The organism is Haloferax sp. KTX1 (assembly GCF_902410085.1).
GTDB lineage: Archaea > Halobacteriota > Halobacteria > Halobacteriales > Haloferacaceae > Haloferax > Haloferax massiliensis.
In genome coordinates this window covers 1-18996 of sequence record NZ_CABPRH010000008.1, presented here as the reverse complement: position 1 = coordinate 18996, position 18996 = coordinate 1, and the positions used below count along the sequence as shown (strand labels likewise).

General features: G+C 66.4%; 16 protein-coding genes. 2 read left to right on the top strand and 14 right to left on the bottom strand.

All coding sequences use genetic code 11. From position 1 onward, the window contains the following. Positions 1–225: 225 nt before the first annotated feature. The 12 genes from FY251_RS13175 to FY251_RS13120 form a co-directional block, all read right to left on the bottom strand. Positions 226–1275, bottom strand: a complete 1050-nt coding sequence (locus FY251_RS13175) for a zinc-dependent alcohol dehydrogenase family protein (protein WP_148415301.1) — start codon at positions 1273–1275, stop codon at positions 226–228. A gap of 136 nt (positions 1276–1411) precedes the next feature. After that, positions 1412–2083 (bottom strand): helix-turn-helix domain-containing protein, encoded by a 672-nt coding sequence (locus FY251_RS13170; RefSeq protein WP_148415299.1) that lies wholly within the window; start codon positions 2081–2083, stop codon positions 1412–1414. A 109-nt stretch (positions 2084–2192) separates the two neighbouring features. Further along, positions 2193–2723: an Lrp/AsnC family transcriptional regulator gene (locus FY251_RS13165; RefSeq protein ID WP_148415297.1), complete on the bottom strand. Its 531-nt coding sequence runs from the start codon at positions 2721–2723 to the stop codon at positions 2193–2195. Between the two features lie 139 nt (positions 2724–2862). Continuing rightward, positions 2863–3978 carry a DUF917 domain-containing protein gene (locus FY251_RS13160; RefSeq protein ID WP_148415295.1) on the bottom strand — a complete coding sequence of 372 codons (1116 nt, stop codon included), beginning with the start codon at positions 3976–3978 and terminating at the stop codon, positions 2863–2865. Further along, the gene (locus tag FY251_RS13155) at positions 3975–5063 is read right to left on the bottom strand and encodes a DUF917 domain-containing protein (RefSeq protein ID WP_148415293.1); all 1089 of its coding nucleotides are present in this window, start codon (positions 5061–5063) and stop codon (positions 3975–3977) included. Before FY251_RS13155 ends, FY251_RS13160 begins: the two co-directional genes overlap by 4 nt. Then, positions 5063–6607 carry a hydantoinase/oxoprolinase N-terminal domain-containing protein gene (locus FY251_RS13150; RefSeq protein ID WP_148415291.1) on the bottom strand — a complete coding sequence of 515 codons (1545 nt, stop codon included), beginning with the start codon at positions 6605–6607 and terminating at the stop codon, positions 5063–5065. The genes FY251_RS13155 and FY251_RS13150 overlap by 1 nt, the downstream gene beginning before the upstream one ends. Then, positions 6600–7691: a DUF917 domain-containing protein gene (locus tag FY251_RS13145; protein ID WP_148415289.1), complete on the bottom strand. Its 1092-nt coding sequence runs from the start codon at positions 7689–7691 to the stop codon at positions 6600–6602. The genes FY251_RS13150 and FY251_RS13145 overlap by 8 nt, the downstream gene beginning before the upstream one ends. Next, entirely contained in the window at positions 7688–8752 is a 1065-nt protein-coding gene (locus FY251_RS13140; protein ID WP_148415287.1) for an ABC transporter ATP-binding protein, read from the bottom strand. Before FY251_RS13140 ends, FY251_RS13145 begins: the two co-directional genes overlap by 4 nt. Position 8753: 1 nt before the next feature. Beyond that, a complete protein-coding gene (locus FY251_RS13135; RefSeq protein WP_148415285.1) occupies positions 8754–9866 on the bottom strand; it encodes an ABC transporter ATP-binding protein in 1113 nt (370 codons plus the stop codon). Continuing rightward, on the bottom strand, positions 9863–10762 hold the full coding sequence (locus FY251_RS13130; protein ID WP_148415283.1) for an ABC transporter permease: 900 nt from the start codon (positions 10760–10762) through the stop codon (positions 9863–9865). Before FY251_RS13130 ends, FY251_RS13135 begins: the two co-directional genes overlap by 4 nt. Further along, positions 10759–11790 carry an ABC transporter permease gene (locus tag FY251_RS13125; protein ID WP_148415281.1) on the bottom strand — a complete coding sequence of 344 codons (1032 nt, stop codon included), beginning with the start codon at positions 11788–11790 and terminating at the stop codon, positions 10759–10761. The genes FY251_RS13130 and FY251_RS13125 overlap by 4 nt, the downstream gene beginning before the upstream one ends. Next, entirely contained in the window at positions 11787–13508 is a 1722-nt protein-coding gene (locus FY251_RS13120) for an ABC transporter substrate-binding protein (protein WP_148415581.1), read from the bottom strand. Before FY251_RS13120 ends, FY251_RS13125 begins: the two co-directional genes overlap by 4 nt. A 757-nt stretch (positions 13509–14265) precedes the next feature. Between FY251_RS13120 and FY251_RS13115 the strand changes: the two genes are divergently transcribed. Continuing rightward, positions 14266–15141, top strand: a complete 876-nt coding sequence (locus tag FY251_RS13115) for an SMP-30/gluconolactonase/LRE family protein (protein ID WP_148415279.1) — start codon at positions 14266–14268, stop codon at positions 15139–15141. Between the two features lie 89 nt (positions 15142–15230). Here FY251_RS13115 and FY251_RS13110 read toward each other — a convergent pair whose 3' ends face one another. Next, positions 15231–15647, bottom strand: coding sequence for a heme-binding protein (locus FY251_RS13110; protein WP_148415277.1), 417 nt, complete (start codon positions 15645–15647; stop codon positions 15231–15233). 184 nt (positions 15648–15831) lie between these two features. Beyond that, on the bottom strand, positions 15832–17457 hold the full coding sequence (locus FY251_RS13105) for a glycoside hydrolase family 28 protein (RefSeq protein WP_305037586.1): 1626 nt from the start codon (positions 17455–17457) through the stop codon (positions 15832–15834). A 56-nt stretch (positions 17458–17513) separates the two neighbouring features. Here FY251_RS13105 and FY251_RS13100 point away from each other — a divergent pair, with 56 nt between their 5' ends. After that, positions 17514–18941, top strand: coding sequence for a sulfatase (locus tag FY251_RS13100; protein WP_148415276.1), 1428 nt, complete (start codon positions 17514–17516; stop codon positions 18939–18941). Positions 18942–18996: the final 55 nt, after the last annotated feature.

Below are 18996 nucleotides of genomic sequence, written 5' to 3'. Positions count from 1 at the left end.
GAGTGGTGTGTCTCTCGACGGTCGCGGTGGGTTCGGTAGCGGTTGTTTGTCTGATGCACCGTCGTTCGCTTTCGGCCGGTGGCTGTCCGCGGCGCGGCTTCGAGAAGTGGAGCGGAACTCAGTCGGGAGGTCCGACAGCGTGGTGGTGGGTGGTGAGGAGGCTGAGTCTCGCTGGCACGGCCGTCTCCGCTGGGGGCGCGTCCCGACCGTCGGTCTGGGTGCGTCTTACTCGTCGATTTTCACCATGACCTTGATGGCCTCGCGGTCGTCCATCGCCTGATAGCCCTCCGGGACGCCGTCGAGGTCGACGGTCTTCGTCAGGATGGGCGACGGGTCGAGGGTCCCCTGCAGCACGTCGTCCATGAGTTCCTCGATGTAGTTCCGGACGGGCGCGCCGCCGGCGGAGAACGAGAGGTTCTTGTAGAATATCGGCTGGAGGAAGTCGGCGGACTCGACGTGCGGGACGCCGACGGCGCCGATGGAGCCGCCGGGGCGGGCGACCTGCGCGGCGGTTTCGAGCGCCGACGCCGCGCCGACGCATTCGAGGACGTGGTTCGCGCCGCCGTGGGTGAGTTCGAGGACTTCCTCGACCGCCTCCTGCCCGCGGGACGAGACGGTGTCGGTCGCGCCGAGTTCCCGAGCGACCGCTAAGCGGTCCTCGTGGTGGCCGACCGCGATGATGCGCTCCGCGCCGATGCGCTTGGCCGCGAGGACGCCGCACAGCCCGACCGCGCCGTCGCCGATGACGACCGCGGTGTCTCCGGCTTCGAGGTCCGCCAGGACGGCGGCGTGGTGGCCGGTCGACATCACGTCCGTCAGCGGGAGGAGCGATTTGAGCGTTTCTTCGTCGTCGGCGTATCGCTCGGGGACTCGAACGACCGTGCCGTCGGCGTGCGGGACGCGGACCTGCTCGGCCTGCGCGCCGCCGGTCTCGTCGCCGTGCGGGCCGAAGAACCCGCCGTCTACACACGCGGTGTGGATGCCTTTGCGACAGAACTCGCACTCCCCGCAACTGTACGCGAACGGGACGAGCACGCGGTCGCCCGGCCGGACGCTCGTGACGTCATCGCCGACTTCCTCGACGATTCCCATCGGCTCGTGTCCGACTCCGGAGCCCGCCTCGTGTTCCTCGTGACCGCGGTAGAACCAGAGGTCGGACCCGCAGATGGCGGTGTGAGTGACGCGGATGACCGCGTCGGTCGATTCCTGAAGCTCCGGTTCCGGCTTCTCCTCGATGCGAACGTCGCCCGGACCTCGATAGACTGCTGATTTCATGTACGCTGTGAGGTACGGACCTAGTGGGGATAGATGCGATGCTATATGAAAAGTCCATTTAACTGCAGCCGGGTGGCCGTCCCGCTCGGCCACGGGAAATCGAGGCGACCGCCTCGGGGCGTGATCCCGTGGCGGTTCACTGCGTGGGCGATTGCATCCGCGCCTGCGAGCCGAGCGAGGACGTGATCAGTTGCCGCTCGCCGCGACGGAGGAGACTCGACAGCGACGGTTGCGAGATGCCGAGTTCGGCCGCCAGTTCCTCGGCCGTGACCTGCCGCGGACTCTCGTAGTAGCCGCGAGAGACGGCGAGCGTCAGCGCCTCCCGCTGGCGGTCGGTGAGGCTGTCCGCCGACTCGTCGGGCGCGGACCCCTCCGACGTGATGGACACGAGGTCGAGCGAGATACCGTGGTTCTCACAGCTCTCGCGGAACTCGTTGAACCCCTCGTACTCCTTGAACACCTTCGTCTCGTACCAGCCGTCGGCGGTGACGACCGTCGGTTCGAGCTGTGCGCCCTCGAAATCGGGCTCGAACGCCTTCGAGACGGACTCCGCCAGTTCGACGGTGAGTTTGTAGACCGACTTGTCGCCCGTCTCTCCGAGCGCGTCGATTTCGACGACCTCGTCGAACGCCAGGAGGTCGCTTTCGGTGATGCCGTCGTCGCTGTCGAATCGCACGGTGAACACCTGGACGTCCGGCCGGAGGCAGAGGGCGTGGGCGCACTCGATTCCGTCGGGCTGGAGGCCGTCCGCGACGCTGACGAGCGGGAGCGAAGGAGACCGAAGGGCGAACTCGGTGGTGATTGCCATCGGATACCTCCACGCCGTCCGGAGAGTTAACGTTCCGGGTCCCTTCGAAGTCAGCCGGTTCGACCGGGCGCTTCGCCCTCCTCCGATGTCGGGCTCGATACCGACCGATTCAGGGTCGGTCAAGCTCTTTGTCCCACGCCTTCCACGTCTTCAGAAGCGGGATGATGGTGTAGTCGTCGACGATGTCCTCGCCGTCGAAGAGGTCCCAGACGTACTCTTTCAGCGCGTTCAGGTCGGTGTGCCACGCGCTGAAGACGAGGTCGTACTCGCCGAGACAGGAACTCGCGTTGTAGACGAGTCCCTCGTCGATGAGCATCGCGATGAACTCGGTTCGCACCTCGGACGAGACGTGCTGGTCGAACGAGACGAGTATCTGCGCGTCGGCGAGGTCGGCCTCTTGGAGGACGATGACCGCGAGGATTTCGAGCACGTCGCTCTCTTGAAGTTTCTCGCGGCGGCGACGGACCGCGGTCCGGGAGAGGCCGACGCGCTCGGCGAGTTCGGTGTCGGAGATGCGGCCGTTCTCGTTGAGCGCGCGGAATATCTCGTAGTCGTGCTCGTCGAGGTAGTTTTCGAGGACGGCCTCCGGCGTGTTCGGGTCGGGCGGCGCGTCGGCGGACGTGAGGTCGGGGTTTTCCATGGTCGGATATGTTTTCGGGGTTCGATTTGAAACTGCTGGTGGCGTAACCGTATCAAAACGACACAACTATTGTGCCGAATCGGCTAGTATTCGGGTCGCATCGCCGGCAAGGCTCCGGCGCGTCCGCGCGTCCGGTGGGCTACCACCCCGTCTCGTCCCGCGGAAGCGGGTCGTAGGGAACGTCGTAGCCGAACGCTCCGGGACCGATGACGTCGAGCGCCTCGGGCGTCGTGAGCAGTTCGGGCGCGGGCACGCCGAGGACGCGGACGCGCTGGCCGTACCGCAGGGCGTCGGTCGTGACCGGCGCGCCGGTGTCGGTGTCGACGAGACAGATGAGGTCCGGGACCGTCGTGCGCAGGTCGCCGTCGTCGTCCCGCGCGACGAGGAACTCGTTTTGGAACTCGATTTCGAGGGTCGCGTCCTCGTCTATCCCGTCGAGCGTGACGCTCCCGAGGGCGAAGCCGTCGCGGTTGCGGCGGTGGACGTCCACGATTTTCCCGGCGAACAGCTCCTCGCCGCCGAGGAGTTCGCGGCCGGCGTCGACGGGGTCGGTGCCGGCGTCGCGGGCGCGTTCGACCGCCCGCCCGAGTTCGGTCGCCAGCGAGACGGTGTTCGGAACCGCGTACTCCGAGACGAACGCGCCGGTCATGAGCGGGAAGGCGTAGCCCGAGCGGCCGCCCATCTGGACGGTGATGGCCCGCGCGAGGTCTTCGAGGCGCTTGGCCGAGTCGATGTCCCGGTAGACGACCTGATTGCCGCGCTCGTCGGTCGTCGCCGCGTAGTTCACGGGCGTCCCGTAGATGAAGAACGTGTCCATCTGCAGTTCGGGGAACGCCCGGCCCATGCCGTCGGCGTCGACCACGGGGAGGTCGGTCATCGCCCCCACGCACAGCGGGGCCATGCTGTTCGCGCCGCCGATTTCGCCGGGGATGAGCGCGTCGACCGTCTCGCCGGAGAGGTCCTCGATGGCGCGAAGCGACTGTATCTCCTCGTCGCCGCCGGCGAACTTCTCGACGCTGATGGTGGGCGCGCCCATCCCGCCGACGCTCGCCACGGTGGCGTCGGCCGGCAGGTCCCGCGGGTCGACCAGTTCGACCGCGTCGGGGTAGGCGTCGTCTTCGAGGAGCGTCTGGAGTCGCAGTCGGCCGAGGCGGGGGTTGCCGCCGCCGCCGGTGCCGAGGATGCCCGCGCCGATGCCGAGCGCTTCGAGGTCGTCGAGCGTTACCTCCGTCAGGTGTGGGATGTCGAAACTCATGGGTGGTCCGCGAGTGGTTCGTAGGTCGCGTCGAGGCCGAACGACCCCGGCCCCCACACGTCGAGCGCGGCGGGCGTCCGCATTATCTCGGGCGTCCGGATGCCGAGCACGCGGACTCGCGCCCCGTATCGGAGGCTCTCTGTCGGAATCGGCCCGCCCGTCTCGCGGTCGAGGACGGTGATGAGGTCGGGGACGGTCGCCACGTAGCTCCCGTCGACTTCCGCGCCGAGGTTCTCGTTTTGGAACTCGATTCGCATCGCCGACCCCTCGTCGGAGTCGAGGCCGTCGATATCGACGTGGCCGAAGACGAAGCCGCGTTCGGTGCGGCGCTGGACGTCCACGATTTTCCCCTCGAACAGCGACCGCGCCTCGCCGTATATCGACTCGCGGGTCACCTCGCGGACGGCGCTCATCGCGTCGTCCTCGGCGAGCCGGAGCGCGCGGCCGAGGTCGCGGGCGAGCGACATCGTGCCCGGGATGGCCGTCTCTTTGACCTGTGCCCCGGTCATCGGGTAGTCGGAGACGTAGCCGACGCCGCCCATCCTGACGGTGACGCCGCGGGCCAGCCACTCCAACTGGTCGTTGTCTTCCGTCTCGATGAGGCAGGTGTTTCCCCGCTCGTCGCTGACGGCGGCGGGCGTCCCGCTGACGCCGTAGATGTTGAACGTCTCGTGTTGGAGTTCGGGGAACGCCCGGCCCATGCCGTCGGCGTCGACCACGGGAAGCCCTCGGCGGGCCGCGACGGCGAAGGGGAACGTCGAGTTGATGCCGCCGCACTCTATCGGCATCGTCGCGTCGGCGGTCTTCCCGAGTTCGCGCTCGACGCGCTCCAGCGAGGTGACGGCCTCCCGCCCGCTCGGGAGCTTCTCGACCGAGACGGTCGGCGCGCCCATCTGGGCGGTCGGGACGACGAAGTCCTCGGCGTCCAGTTCGTCCGGGGAGACGAGTTCGACGGGGCCGAACTCCTCGATTGCCTGCTTCGCGACGAGCTTGCCGACGTGGGGGTCGCCCCCGCCGCCGGTCCCGAGGACGGTCGCGCCGAGCGCGATGTCCTCGATTTCCTCGACGCCGATTTCGACCGTCATCAGTGGTCGAGCGCCCCGGCGGCTTTCACCTTGATTCGCACCGCGTTGCCGGGCAGATACGAAAGCGGGACCTCCTCGACGTCCACGATGTCCACGCTGTCGGCGTCGGCACCGGCCGCGAGCGCGTTGTCTGTCGCCTCGTCTTTCGCGTGTTGGATGGCCTCCTCGCGGTCCATCTCGTCGAGGCTGTAGATGCGGTCGACCTCGCCGGAGACCTGCGCGATGGCGACGCCGACGGCGTTCGCGACCTCGTAGTGGTCGGGCTTGTGGACCTCGCTCGCGCCCGCGATGTCGTCGGGGACGAGGATGCTCCCGCCGCCGACGATGACCACGGGGACCGGCTCGGCGCTCGTCTTCATGCGGTCGACCTCGCGCTCGACGCGCTCTCTGACGTACTCGCGGGCGGCCGCGACGATTTCCGCGTCCACGGCCGGCGTCTCGGAGCCGATGTCGATGGTTCCCGCGGCGACTTCGAGGTCGGTCGCGGTCAGCGTCTCGCCGCCGAAACACCTCGCCTCCTCGGTCAGCTTGTAGCCGACGCTCTGGGGGCCGACGGTGACGCCGTCGTCGGTCGAGACGATGGAGCCGCCGCCGATGCCGATGGCGATGATGTCGGGCATGCGGAAGTTGGTCTTCACCTCGCCGATCTCGACGGCGACGCTGCTCTCGCGGGGGAAGCCCTCGGTGACCGCGCCCACGTCGGTGGTCGTGCCGCCGACGTCGACGATGATGCCGTTTTCGACCGCCGAGAGGTACGCCGCGCCTCGGACCGAGTTCGAGGGGCCGCTGGCGACCGTGAAGATGGGGTAGCGGATGGCGTAGTCGACGCTCATCAGCGTCCCGTCGTTCTGGCCGAAGTAGAGGTTCGCGTCGATGCCGCGTTCGTCCATCGCGTCGACGAAGGCGTTCGCGGCCTCCGAGGCGACGCCGGTGAGCGCGGCGTTGAGCGCCGTCGCGTTCTCGCGTTCGAGCAGGCCGACGCTCCCGATTTCGTTCGAGACGGAGATGGGCACGTCGTCGCCGACCTCCTCGCGGATGAGTTCCGCGACCCGCGCCTCGTGGTCGTCGCGGACGGGCGAGAAGACGCTCGTCACGGCGAAGGCGTCCACGTCGGCGAACTCCTGAATCTGGGCTCTGACCTGCTCCTCGTCGAGGTCGTTGAGGAGTCGGCCGTCGAACTCGTGGCCGCCGTCGAGGATGGCGACGTTGTCGCCGATGGCCTCGGCGAGATCGTCGGGCCATTCGAGGAGCGGGCGGATGCTCTGGGTCGCGGGCGCGCCGATGCGGATGACGCCGACCTCGTTGAGGCCGCGGCGCTCCGTGATGGCGTTCGTCGCGTGGGTCGTGCCGAGCATCACGTAGTCGAGTTCGTCCTCGGAGACGCCGCTGTCGTCGAGGACCACGTCGAGGGCGCTGAGGATGCCCGAGGTGATGTCTTCGGTCGTGGGGGTCTTCGTCTTCGCGAGGAGGTTGTCGTTTCCGTCCATGACGACGGCGTCCGTGTTGGTGCCGCCGACGTCGATTCCGATTCGGTAGTCAGTCATGTCTGGGGTGCTGGAGAGTTTCGATTGGTTCGTAGTCGATGCTGTAGTCGAAGTACCTCGGCCCGACGAGGTCGAGTCCCTCCTCGGTCCGCCACTTCGGCGAACACGGCATGCCGATGACCCGCACCCGGTGGCCGTAGGCGAGTCGCTCGGTGGTGACGGGGTCGCCCGTCTCGGCGTCCAAGACGGTAATCAGGTCGGGGGTGCTCGCCACGACGCCGCGCTCGGAGTCGCGGGCGACGAGGTTCTCGTTCTGGAAGTCGAGGGTGAACTGCCGGCCCTCGCAGTCGTCGATGCCGTCGAGGGTCGCCTCGCCGACCGCGAAGCCGCCTTCGGTCCGCCGCTCCACGTCGGTTATCTTCCCCGCGAACAGCTCGTAGCCGTCGGTGAGGTCGAGGACCGACTCGACGGGGTCACGCGAGCGGTGCTTGGCGGTGCGAATCGCCTCGCCGATGTCGTGGGCGAGGGACATCGAGTCGAGAATCGCGTGCTCGCGGACCTCTGATCCGGACAGCGCGTAGGTGCCAATCATGCACGCGCCGCCCATCTCGATGCTCGTCACGCGGGCGAACGCCTCGGCGTACTCGTTGCTGACGGTGTTCACGAGAAGCGAGTTGCCCTTCTCGTCGGCGATGCTCATCGGGGTGGCGCTGACGCCGCCCATCGTGAGCGTCACCATCTGCACCTCGGGGAACGCCCGGCCCATGCCGTCGGCGTCCACGAGTGGAAGCCCGAGCGCGGCGGCGACGGCGATGGGGACGGTGCTGTTCAGCCCGCCCGCCTCGATGCTCATCGTCGCGTAGGCCTCCTGTCCGAGGTGCGTTTCGAGCGCCTCGAAGGCCGAAAGCGCCTCGGTCCCCTTCGGCATCTTCTCGACCATCACGGTCGGCGCGCCGAGCATCGCGCTCGGGATGACGAGCGCGTCGTCGGGCACGTCTCGGGGGTCGATGAGCTCGACGGGGCCGTGCTCTTCGATAGCCTGCTGTGCCATCAGCTTCCCGATGTAGGGGTCGCCCCCGCCGCCCGTCCCGAGGACGGTCGCGCCGGTGGCGAAGTCGTCGATGTTGTCTGTGGTTATCTTCATGATTCGTGTGTGTTCGACGCCGACGCCTCGCCGGCGACCGCCGCGACGGCCACGTCGGGCACGTCGTCGAACGCGTCGGCGTACGCCTCGTCGTAGATGTGACACCGGACGCTGGGGCCGGCGTCGACCGCGACGAACTCCGGTTCGTCGGTCGAACACGCGTCGGTCGCGTAGGGACACCGCGTGTGGAACCGACAGCCCGCGGGCACGTCCCGCGGACTCGGAATCTCGCCGCGGAGCGGTTCGTGCCGCGGCTTGTACGCCTCTTCCTCGTCGGTCGTGACCGGAATCGCGGAGAGGAGCGCCCGGGAGTAGGGGTGTCGCGGTCGCTGGAAGACCTCCTGCGTGGGGCCGCGTTCCTGAATCTCGCCGAGGTACATCACGGCCGTCTCGTCGGCGAAGTTGCGGACCAGAGAGAGGTCGTGGGTGATAAAGAGGTAGGTGAGGCCGAACTCCGCCTGTAAGTCTTCGAGGAGCGCGATAATCTTCGCCTGCACGCTCACGTCGAGGGCGCTCGTCGGCTCGTCGAGCAAGAGCAGTTCCGGCTCGACCGCGAGCGCGCGGGCGATGTTCACCCGCTGTTTCTGCCCGCCGGAGAGTTCGTGGGGGTACTTGTTCCAGTACTCGTCGTTCAACTCGACGCGTTCGAGCAGGTCGACCACGCGCTCTCTGAGGTCGGATTTCGGCACGCCGCGCGCTTTTAGCGGGACCGCGAGCGACTTGCCGATGGTCCGCCGGGGGTTCAGACTCGACGTGGGGTCCTGAAACACCATCTGGACGCGCGACCGGAGGCGAGCCAGTTGCTCGTCGGTCGCGTTCGTGATGTCCTCGCCGTCGAATCTAACCGTCCCGCCGGTCGCGCCGGTCAGGCCGATAATCGTCCGCGCGACGGTGCTTTTGCCGCTGCCGGACTCGCCGATGAGCGCGAGGGTCTCGCCGCGGTCGATGTCGAACGAGACGCCGTCGACCGCTTTCACGTGGTCGGACGTGCGCTTGATGATGCCGCTTTTGACGGGGAAGTACTTCTCCAGGTCGTCGACTTCGAGCAGGGGTTCGGACATCTCAGTCGCCCCCCGCTTGTTTGCCCGGTCGCCGGGTCATGTGGCTCCGGGTCTCCTCGACGGTCGGCCGCTCGGACGCCGGCACGGCCTCGTCGTAGAGGACGCACTCGACGCCGGTCTGCGGGCCGCGCTCGTACATCTCCGGGCGGGCCTCCTCGCACTCGGCGGTGGCGTAGGGACACCGCGGTGCGAACCGACAGCCCGGCGGCGGGTCGAGGTACTCGGGAATCGAGCCGTCGATGCCGGTCGCCATCTCGTCGCCCGTCAGGCGCGGAATCGACGCGATGAGCCCCTGCGTGTAGGGGTGTTTCGGGTTCTCGAACAGCTCTTCTGTCGGTGCGGTCTCGACGATGCGGCCGCCGTACATGACGTACACGCGGTCGCTCACCTGTCGGGCGACGCCGAGGTTGTGGGTGATCATCAGGACGCTCAGGTCGTGGTTCTCGATGAGGTCCTTCAGCAGGTCGAGAATCTGGTCGTGAATCGTCACGTCCAGCGCGGTGCCGATCTCGTCGGCGATGAGCAGGTCCGGCTCGTTCAGCAGGGCCTGCGCGATGAGCGCGCGCTGGCGCATCCCGCCGGACAGCTGTGACGGGTACGAGTCCATGATGTTCTCGGGGTCCGGCATCTGGACCTCGCGGAGCATCTCCAAGACGCGGTCGCGCGCCTCGTCGCGTTCGCCGCTGAAGCGGCGGCGGAAGAACTCCACGACGCCCGTGTCGCTGTCGCCGCCGAACTGCGCGGTGTCGGTGAGCTGTTCCCCGATGGTGAACGTCGGGTTCAGACTCGACATCGGGTCCTGGAACACGAGGCTCATCCGCTGGCCCTTGACGCGCTCGAACTCGCGGTCCGAAAGCGACAGCAGTTCCGTCCCGTCGAACGTGATGTCGCCGCTGACGCGGGCCGGCGGCTGATTGAGCAAGCGGAGGATGGACTTCATCGTCACCGACTTGCCGCAGCCGGTCTCGCCGGCGATGGTGACGACCTCGCCTTTGCCGATAGAGAGGTTGACGCCGTCGATGACCTCCGCGAGGCCGTCGAACGACTCGAAGCCGACTTCGAGGTCTTCGACGGTCAAAAGCGGGTTCTCGGCGACCGGTTCGTCGAGTCTCATCGGTTCACCTCCACGTCGAAGAGGTCACGCAGGCCGTCGCCGAGCATGTTGAATCCCATCACGAGGACGAAGATGGCGAGCCCGGAGAAGACGCTCACCCACCACGAGTCGGGCAGGTAGGAGGTCCCTTGGCTGACCATCGTCCCGAGGCCGGGCTGGGGCGGCTGGACGCCGACGCCGATGAACGACAGGCCCGCGCCGATGAGGATGACGAAGCCCGCGTCGAGGGTCACCTTGACCAGAATCGGCGACAGCGTGTTCGGGAGAATCTCCCGAAAGAGGATGTGCGGCGTGCTCGCGCCGGCGAGCTTCGCGGCCTGCACGTACTCCTCGCTGCGCTCGCTGGCGACGATGCTCTGGACGAGGCGGGCGTGCCACGTCCACCACAGCGCCGCGATGGCTATCATCGCGTTCGTCAGCGTCGGCTCCAGGGCCGAGGTGATGGCCAACGCCATCACGAGCGGCGGTAAGGCGAGCGCCGTGTCGGTCGCCCGCATGATTATCGTCTCGGTCCAGCCGCCGTAGTAGCCGGCGACGAGGCCGAGCAGCACGCCCACGGGGACGCCGAAGCCGAGGACGACGGCCACGAGCATGAGCGACAGCCGGTAGCCGAAGAGGATGCGCGAGAGCACGTCGCGGCCGACGTGGTCGGTCCCCAGCGGGTGGTCGAGACTCGGCGGCTGGAGCGTGTTCGAGAAGTCGGTGAACTTCCCGGCGTGTTCGGGGTACGGCGCGACGACGGGCGCGAAGACGGCGAGCAGGACGATGGCGACGATGATGCCGAGACCGACGACGCTCATCGGCCTGCTGGTAAAGCGCTTCCACGACCGTTGCCAGAGTTCGCGGCGCTCGGCCGAGACGACCCGGTCGAGGACGCCCGCGGACTCGGCGCTCATGTCGCCTCCTCCATTGCGAGGCGAATGCGCGGGTCAACGCGACCCAAGAGCACGTCGACGAGGAAGTTGATGCTCACGAACGCGACGCCGATAGTCATCGTGACGCCGACGACGGCGTTGAAGTCGTTGTTCAGCACCGCGGTGACGCCGTAGGACGCGAGGCCGGGCCACGAGTAGACGAGTTCGATGAGGAACGCGTTGCCCAGAAGCGAGGCGTACAGCAGCCCCAGAATCGTGAGCGTCGGGATGAACGCGTTCTTGAGGGTGTACTTGTACGTGACGAGCCACGACGGAAGCCCGAAGCCGCGCTCGGCCTCGACGTAGTCCTGGTCTTTCACGTCGATCATGCTCGACCGGGTGATGCGCATCACCTGTCCGATGCCGGCGAGCGAGAGCGCGAGCGCCGGGAGGATGATGTGCGCCCACGCGTCGACGTGGGCCGCGAGGTTCCCCGACAGCAGGGTGTCCACGAGCAGGAAGCCCGTGAACCGCGAGACGCCCGAGCCGAACTCCGAGCCGAGTCGGCCCGTGATGGGGAGCCATTCGAGCAGGTAGCCGAATATCAGCTGGAACATGATGGCGATGAAGAAGCCGGGCACGCTCACGCTGAAGAACGCGACGAGCCGGGTCGCGTTGTCGGCGAGGCCGTCTTTGTTCTGCGCGGCGATGACGCCGAGCGGAATCCCGATGACGACGGTGAGGAACATCGACACGGTGATGAGTTCGAGCGTCGCCGGCAGGTAGTAGACGATGTCGGTGCTGACCGCGCGCTTCGTTTCGAGGCTCGTGCCGAGGTCGCCGACGAGCAACCCCCGCATGTAGTCGAGGTACTGGATGGGAATCGGGTCGTTCAGCCCCATCTCGGCGGCGAGCGCCTGCACCTGTTCTTCCGACGCGAGCGCGCCGAGGGCCATTCGCGCGGGGTTCCCGGGGAGCACTCGTGACGTGGTGAAGATGATTATCGACAGGCCGATGAGACTCACGAGGATGCCCGCGAGCCGGCGCACGAGATACTGCCAGTACTTCATTCTTGGTGGAAGTCGGGGAACCAGTAGTCGAAGCTCATCGACGGGCGGAAGGTGTAGCCCGCCACGTCGTCGGCGAAGGCGTGTTTCTTCGACTGGACGAAGATGAACAGGTCGGGGTACTGGTTCGCGATGCGCGCTTGGACCTCCGCGTACAGCTCCGCTCGCGCGTCGGCGTCGACCGTCGAGCGAGCCTCGTCGATGAGGGAGTCGACGTTCTCGTCTTCGAGGTGTTCCATGCTCATCCACGTCGAGGCGGCCTCGGAGTGGTACTGGTTGTAGAACACCGTGTCGGGCGAGGGGTACACCGGCCCGTAGAACACCTGATTGATGTGCGGCGTGTCCTCGACGCTCGTGGCGAGTTCGGTCATCGTCCCCCACGTCTGGGGGTTCAACTCGACGTCGATGCCGATTTCGTCCATGTTCTGCTGGAACAGAAGCCCCATCTTCTCTTCGAGGCCGTAGTCCTTCACGTAGGTGTTCTGGACGGTGATGTCACCCTCCTCGTAGCCGGCGTCGGCGAGAATCTGCCGGGCCCGCTCGGGGTCGTAGGTCGGCTGGACGATGTCGTCGTTGTGGACGCCGAACGACGACGGGAGCGGGCCCTGCGCGGGGAGCGACCCGGGCGCGATCTCGTTGCGCGCCGTCTCGTAGTCGAAGCCGTAGGCCATCGCCTCGCGGACGGCGGGGTCGTCGGTCGGGGCCTTCTGGGTGTTGATTTTGAAGTAGAACGTCGTCACCGTCGGGACCGACTCGACGCGGATGTCGTCCTCGGCCGCGAGCGCCTCGTAGGTCTCCTCGCTTTGGTACTGGCTCGACATGTCGAGTTCGCCCGTCTTCATGAGCGACCGAACCGTCGGGTCGTTGGTGATTATCTGGACGGTGACGTTGTCGTACGCGCCGTCTTTGAACGACCCCCAGTAATCTGCGTAGCGGCTGAACGAAATCTGCGCCTGCCGCTCGAAGCCCGCGAGTTCGTACGGGCCGGAGCCGGCGTCGTTGTCGTTGAGGAACGACTGGCCGTAGTCGCCGCGGTCGCCGAAGTCGCCGTCTCCGGCGTTGTCGAGGACCAACTGCTTGTCGACGACGAACAGCAACACGAGCGTCGCGAGGAACGGCGAGTGGACGCGGTCGAGCGTGAACGACACCGTCCGCTCGTCCTCGACGGTCACGTTCTCCTTCGAGAGCACGTTCCCGAGGAGCGACGAGTAGCCCTGATTGATATCGAGGAAGCGCTCGGCCGAGAACTGCACGTCCTCCGCCGTGACGGGGTTGCCGCTGTGGAACGTCGCGCCCTCGCGGAGCGTGAACGTGTAGGTCCGGTTGTCGTCCGAGACGGTCCAGTCCTCGGCGAGGTGTCCCTGCAGGTTCCCCTCCGTGTCGGGGAACACGAGCGGGTCGTAGAGGTTGACCAACGCGAGCACCTGCGTGTAGTCCGTCCCCTTCGCGGGGTCGACGGTCCCGAAGCGCTGGGTCGCGCTCATGCGGAGCGTCGAACTGCCGCCCGAGCCGCCGGACGATGACTCCGTTTCCGTGCCCTCGTCGTCGCCGCCGGAGGCTGTGGTCTGTTCTTGACCGTCGTAGCTCTCGCCGCCGCCGGAACAGCCGGCGAGACCGGCGAGACCGGCCGTTCCGAGGACCTTGAGGAAGTTCCGCCGACTCGCCGCGTCTCCGAACCGAGCGCGGACCGACTCCGACGATGACCCCGCCTGCGACCGCATCTGTGTGATGTCTTTTCTCGACATACGTTACTCATTCTCACAGAGATGCAATGGAACATAAAGATACCGTATAGTAACCTAAAACAATATTCTCGGGTCAAAACGGAATACGATGTGAACAATATGGAACAATCGGGCGATGTGTCGTCTGCCACCCGGCTGATTGGTGGTCCGTGATCGACCGACTGCACCTGCCTTCGCGGGTTTTCGTGGTTATCGTGGACGACCGAACGGTTCGGCTCCCCGCCGCTGGGGGGTCTGTTCACCCCGCCCGCCCGCGCTTCTCGTCGTTGCTGTGACGAGTGCCCGTCCCCGGCTATACCGTTGTCGGTCGGACTGCAGCGATAATTAACAAATCACAATTATATATGAATATTTGTCAGTTTGAAACTCGCCTTTTCTATCTGAGTCTAGTACGTTTCAAATTATGATAAAATCCTCGAACTTTCCCTCCACTTAGATTAATCGCTACGGTAATCCACTACTATATTTGAGTTATTTAGATAATTCTAATAACTCAGATGTTGCCAAACTATCTTTTGTAGAGATAGTAGTTCATATAGTAATTATATTGTTCTATTTTATGCCGCCCCGCTGACTCTGTAACACGCCGCGTCGTTTCCGGCCACGATCGACCCGACCTAATCGCGCGGTCCCACGTCCGAAACTAATTCTCAAATCGGAAATTGAATTGACAAATCGGGACGTGACGGAAGTCGGGCGACGTTTAAGGTCTCGTGGTCAAAACGACCATTCGATGGCATGGGAGTTCGAGCGAGTCGCGGGTCCGTTTCGGGCCACCGAGGGTCCGATTTGGACCGGCGACTCGGTTCGATTCACGGAAATAAAGGAGCATCAGGTCCTCGAATACGACCCGGAGACGGGGGAAACGAGCGTCTACATCGACTCGACCGCCGGCGCGGTCGGCCTCCACGAGGGACGCGACGGCGAGTTGTACGCCTGCGAGGCCGAGGGCCACCGAATCGCCGCGCTGACCCCGGACGAACCCGCGTCGGTCGTCGTCGACGAGTTCGATGGGACGCCGCTCAACGGGCCGAACGACCTCGAAATCGACCGCGACGGGGATATCTGGTTCACCGACCCCGACGACAAGGACCGGGGACTGCTCGGCCACACCTCCGTTTTCCGCGCCGAGCGGCCGGATGTGGGCGCGGACGCGACCGGCGACTGGCAACTCGTCCACCTCACAGACGAGATGGACCGACCGAACGGCATCCTCCTCTCGCCGGACGAGACGCGCCTCTACGTTGCCGAATGCACTTACGGCCCTGACCAGGCGACCGATTTGCGGGCCTACCCGATTCGCGGTGACGGGTCGCTCGGCCCCCGCGAGATACTGCACGACTTCGGCGACCACCGCGGTATCGACGGCATGACGCTCACCGAGTCGGGCGATATCGTCGCCTGCGCCGGCTGGGAACAGGGCGGTCCGGGACCGTCGGTTTACGTGTTCTCACCGTCGGGCGAGGTGCTCGAACGTCACCCGTTCCCCGAGAACCGCCCGACGAACTGCACCCTCGGCGGACCGGACGGCTCGACGCTCTACGTCGCGGACATGACCGGGAGCCTCTACGCGGCGGAGACCGACCGCTCCGCATTCGTGCGGTTCTGACGAAAAAGGGACCGTGAGGACAGATACGCTGGGGTGGGTATCGTCGGAACCGAACCCGAACCGAACGCGGCGACTCCGACGCGGGCGTCTCAGCGGAGCGGTTCGAACGCTTCGACCCCCGCCTGTGACGCTTCCATGTCCTCGGACACCGCGCCGCCGCTCGCGCCGACCGCGCCGACGACGACGCCGTCGTGTTCGACCGGGAACCCGCCGCCGAAGACGACGACGCGGCCGTTGTCGGTGGTGTGGAGGCCGTACACGTCGCCGCCGGGTTCGGCTCCTTCCTTCAGTTCGTGAGTCGGCTTCTTGACCGCGGCCGCGGTGTACGCCTTGTTCTGTGCGATGTTGCTCGCGACGAGCTTCGCGCCGTCCATCCGGCGGAAGCCGAGGAGGTTGCCCTCGCTGTTCGTCACCGCGAGGTTCAGCGGCACGCCGAGGTCTTCGGCTTTCTCCTCCGCCGCGTCGAGCATCGTCTTGGCTTCGGCTAGCGTCAGCTCTTGTACCATCAACTCGACCGTCGGCGGCTCGGAGCAAAAATCCACCGCTCACCCGAATAACGGCCGCATTAGGCGCCACAGCCGGCGATACGGCTATCCGAACCGGGTCGAATCGGACCGAATCGAACGCCGCGGGCTCGACTGCGCGGTTTCGCGTTCGACCTTCGTCGTCGCGTCGGCTTGAACGTACGGGTTATCTCGGGAGGGCGTTCCCCGACCGCTCGAACGACTCCACGTCGCCGGCGTCGGCGGCGTCGATGAGGTCGTTGTTGACGAACAGACGCTCGCCCTCAGTGTCCGACAGCGAGAGGAACGTTCCCGTCCCCTCGGTCGCCCGCGAGTTCCGAACCGTGACGTCCGCGGTGTCGACGAGCGAAATCGCCGCCGCGTCGTCCGCGTCGTCGTCGCGGTGGGCCTGTCGACCGACGAAGCCGTCGACGAGTAGCCCCTCGACGTCCTCGCAGGCCAGCCCGCTCCGGTAGTAGTCGGGCAGGTCGCCGTCGTCGTCCCACTCGACGGTCACGTCGCGCATCGTCACGTCGCGGGCGTTCTCGACGTGGACGCCGGCGATGTCGTTGGCGAAGATGGGCGTGACGACCGAACTCGGCTGGAGGTCGAAGTTGCCCCCTACCTCGTCGGCGTGCTCGCTCCCGGTGAGTTCGATGCGGACGTTGTCGAACTCGATAGTCTCGATATCGGAATCCTCGGAGCCGTAGACGAGCGCCCCGTTCTCGCTGCGCGCGACGATGTTCGAGAAGCGCACGTTCCGAATGCCGCCGAGGTCGGTGTCGTCGTCCCGCGGGACCGACGTGACGTAGATGGGCTCGCCCTTGCCCCACCACGGGCCGGGGAGCATGTTGGAGTTGACGACGATATCGGTGAAAAGCACGTTCTCGACGACGCCCGAATCGCGGTGCTGGATGCCGAGGCCGCGGTTCGACTCCTGCACGACGATGTTCTGGAACAGGCAGTCGCGAATCGTGTCGTCGGTGCCCGAGCCGAACTTGATTGCGCAGGCGCTCGACCGGAGCGTGCAGTTCGTCACGACGACGCCCTCACAGGTCGTCGGCTCGTCGGGCCGCGCGCCGAAGGTGATGCTGTCGTCGCACGACTGGATGGTGCAGTCGGAGATGTGGACGTTCTTCGTGTCGCCGAGCGCGATGCCGTCGCAGTTCGGGATGAGCAGGTGGTTGAGGATGTCGACGCCGCGGATGTCGACCTCCTCGGTCCCGTGGAACGACAGCGTCCACGCGGGCATGTCACGGATGGTCACGTCCCGGATGCGGACGTTCGTGCAGTTGTTGAACCGGAACATCGGGCCGGGCCGGAAGTCGGGTTTTGCGACCGGCCAGCCCTCGGTCCCCCTCGTCCGCGAGAGGTAGGCGTCGCCCTGCCGCGCCTCGTGGGGGCCGTTCGAGATGAGCGGGTGCGACGCGCTCTCGTTGGAGTGCCCCTGAATCGGCGTGTCCATCCGCATGAACTCGGTCCCGAGGCCGTCGAACTCGCCTTCGCCCGCGATGGTGACGTTCTCCACGTCCTCGGCGAGGAAGAAGATGCGCTCGTTGTCGGGGCCGACGAACTTGTCCGTGTACTCGGCTTCGTCCTTCGCGGGGCTGACGACCGCCCCGGCCTCCAGATAGAGCGTCACGTTGCTTCGGAGATGGACGGTTCCGACGGTGTACGTCCCGCTGGGGACGGAAACGGTTCCGCCGCCGGACGCAGAGCAGTCGTCGATGGCCGTCTGGAACGCCTCGGTCTGGAGGTCGTCGGTCTCGTCGGCGTAGGCTGTCACGTCGAAGGCACTCGCTGCGGGTGGCATGTACCCGTACCGTCGCGGTGGCCTATCTTTATACTACTGGTGGTCGGAGTTCGGCCGTGAGTGATGCTCGCCCAAACGTCCTGTTCGTGATGACTGACCAGCAACAGTCGGACACGATTCGGGCGCTCGGAAACAGTCGAATCCACACCCCGAACATCGACCGACTGGTCGACCGCGGCGTCTCCTTTACCAACGCCTACTCGCCCGACCCCATCTGTATCCCGGCGCGGCACACGATTCGAACCGGCTGTGAGGCCGTCTCGACGGGCTACCTCGGCAACGAAAAGCGCGACGCGCGACACCTCGAACAGCGGTGCGGCCCCTTCCTCGCCCGAAGCATGCGCGAGCGGGGCTACCGGACGTTCCTCGTCGGGAAGTACCACGCCCACCCGCGCGACATCGACCTCGGCTACGACCACCACCTGAGCTTCGAGGCGTTCCGCGAGGAGACCGGCCACGAGGTCAAGACGACCGCCCGGCAGGGCGCGATGGTCCACCTCCCCCAACAGAACCGGCTCCCGCCGGACGACAACTACGAGGCGTGGATGACCGACCGCGCGGTGGACCTCATCGGCCGCGATACCGACGAGCCGTTTTTCGGCCTCGTCTCGTACGAACCGCCGCACCCGCCGTTCGCGCCGTCGCCGCCCTTCGACCGGATGTACGACCCAGAGCGGCTCGAAAACCCGGTGAACGGCGACCGCGAAACCGACCACATGGACGAGAAGATTCCCGCGCAGAACCACCACTTCTGGACGACCCGCGAGGGCGGCATCGACGACACCACCGTCCGGGTCATCAAGGCGTACTACTACGGGATGATTTCGGAGGTCGACCGCCGCATCGGTCGCCTGCTCGACGCGGTCGAAGCCCGCGACGACGCGGACAACACGCTCATCTGCTTCTTCTCGGACCACGGCGAACTCCTCGGCGACCACCGCGGCTGGGAGAAGTCGTCGTTCTTCGAGTCGTCGTGTCGCGTCCCGTTCCTCCTGAGCTGGCCCGCGGAACTGCCGGCCGGTGAGCGCCGCGACGACCTCGTGTCGCTCACCGACCTGTTCGGCATCGCGACGACTGCCGCTGGCGACCGAGAACTCCGCGACGGCGTGGACGTGCTCGGGACGATTCGGGGCGACGCGGAGCCCCGAGAGCGGCTGTTCGGCTACCACCGGACGCCGCGGCTCCCGCCGAATTTCACCGGGATGGTCCGCGAGGGCCGCTGGAAATACGTGTTCATGCGCAACGGCGGCCGCGAACAGCTGTTCGACCTCGCGGCCGACCCCAACGAACTCGACGAGTGCGCCGCCGACCATCCCGAGGTCGTCGCCGACCTCCGCGACGCGCTGGCGGCGAAACTGACCGACGCGGGAGCGGACGAGTTCGTCGAGAACGGGACGCTCCGGCGCGCGCCGTACCAGGAAATCGACATGGGTCGGCTCGTCCGCGAGCCGTACCCCGAGGAGCCGGCCGACGTGCTGGACTGACGGGGCCGGTGTGCCGGCTTCTCCTCCGCTTTCTCCCCGCCGCCCACCCCACCGT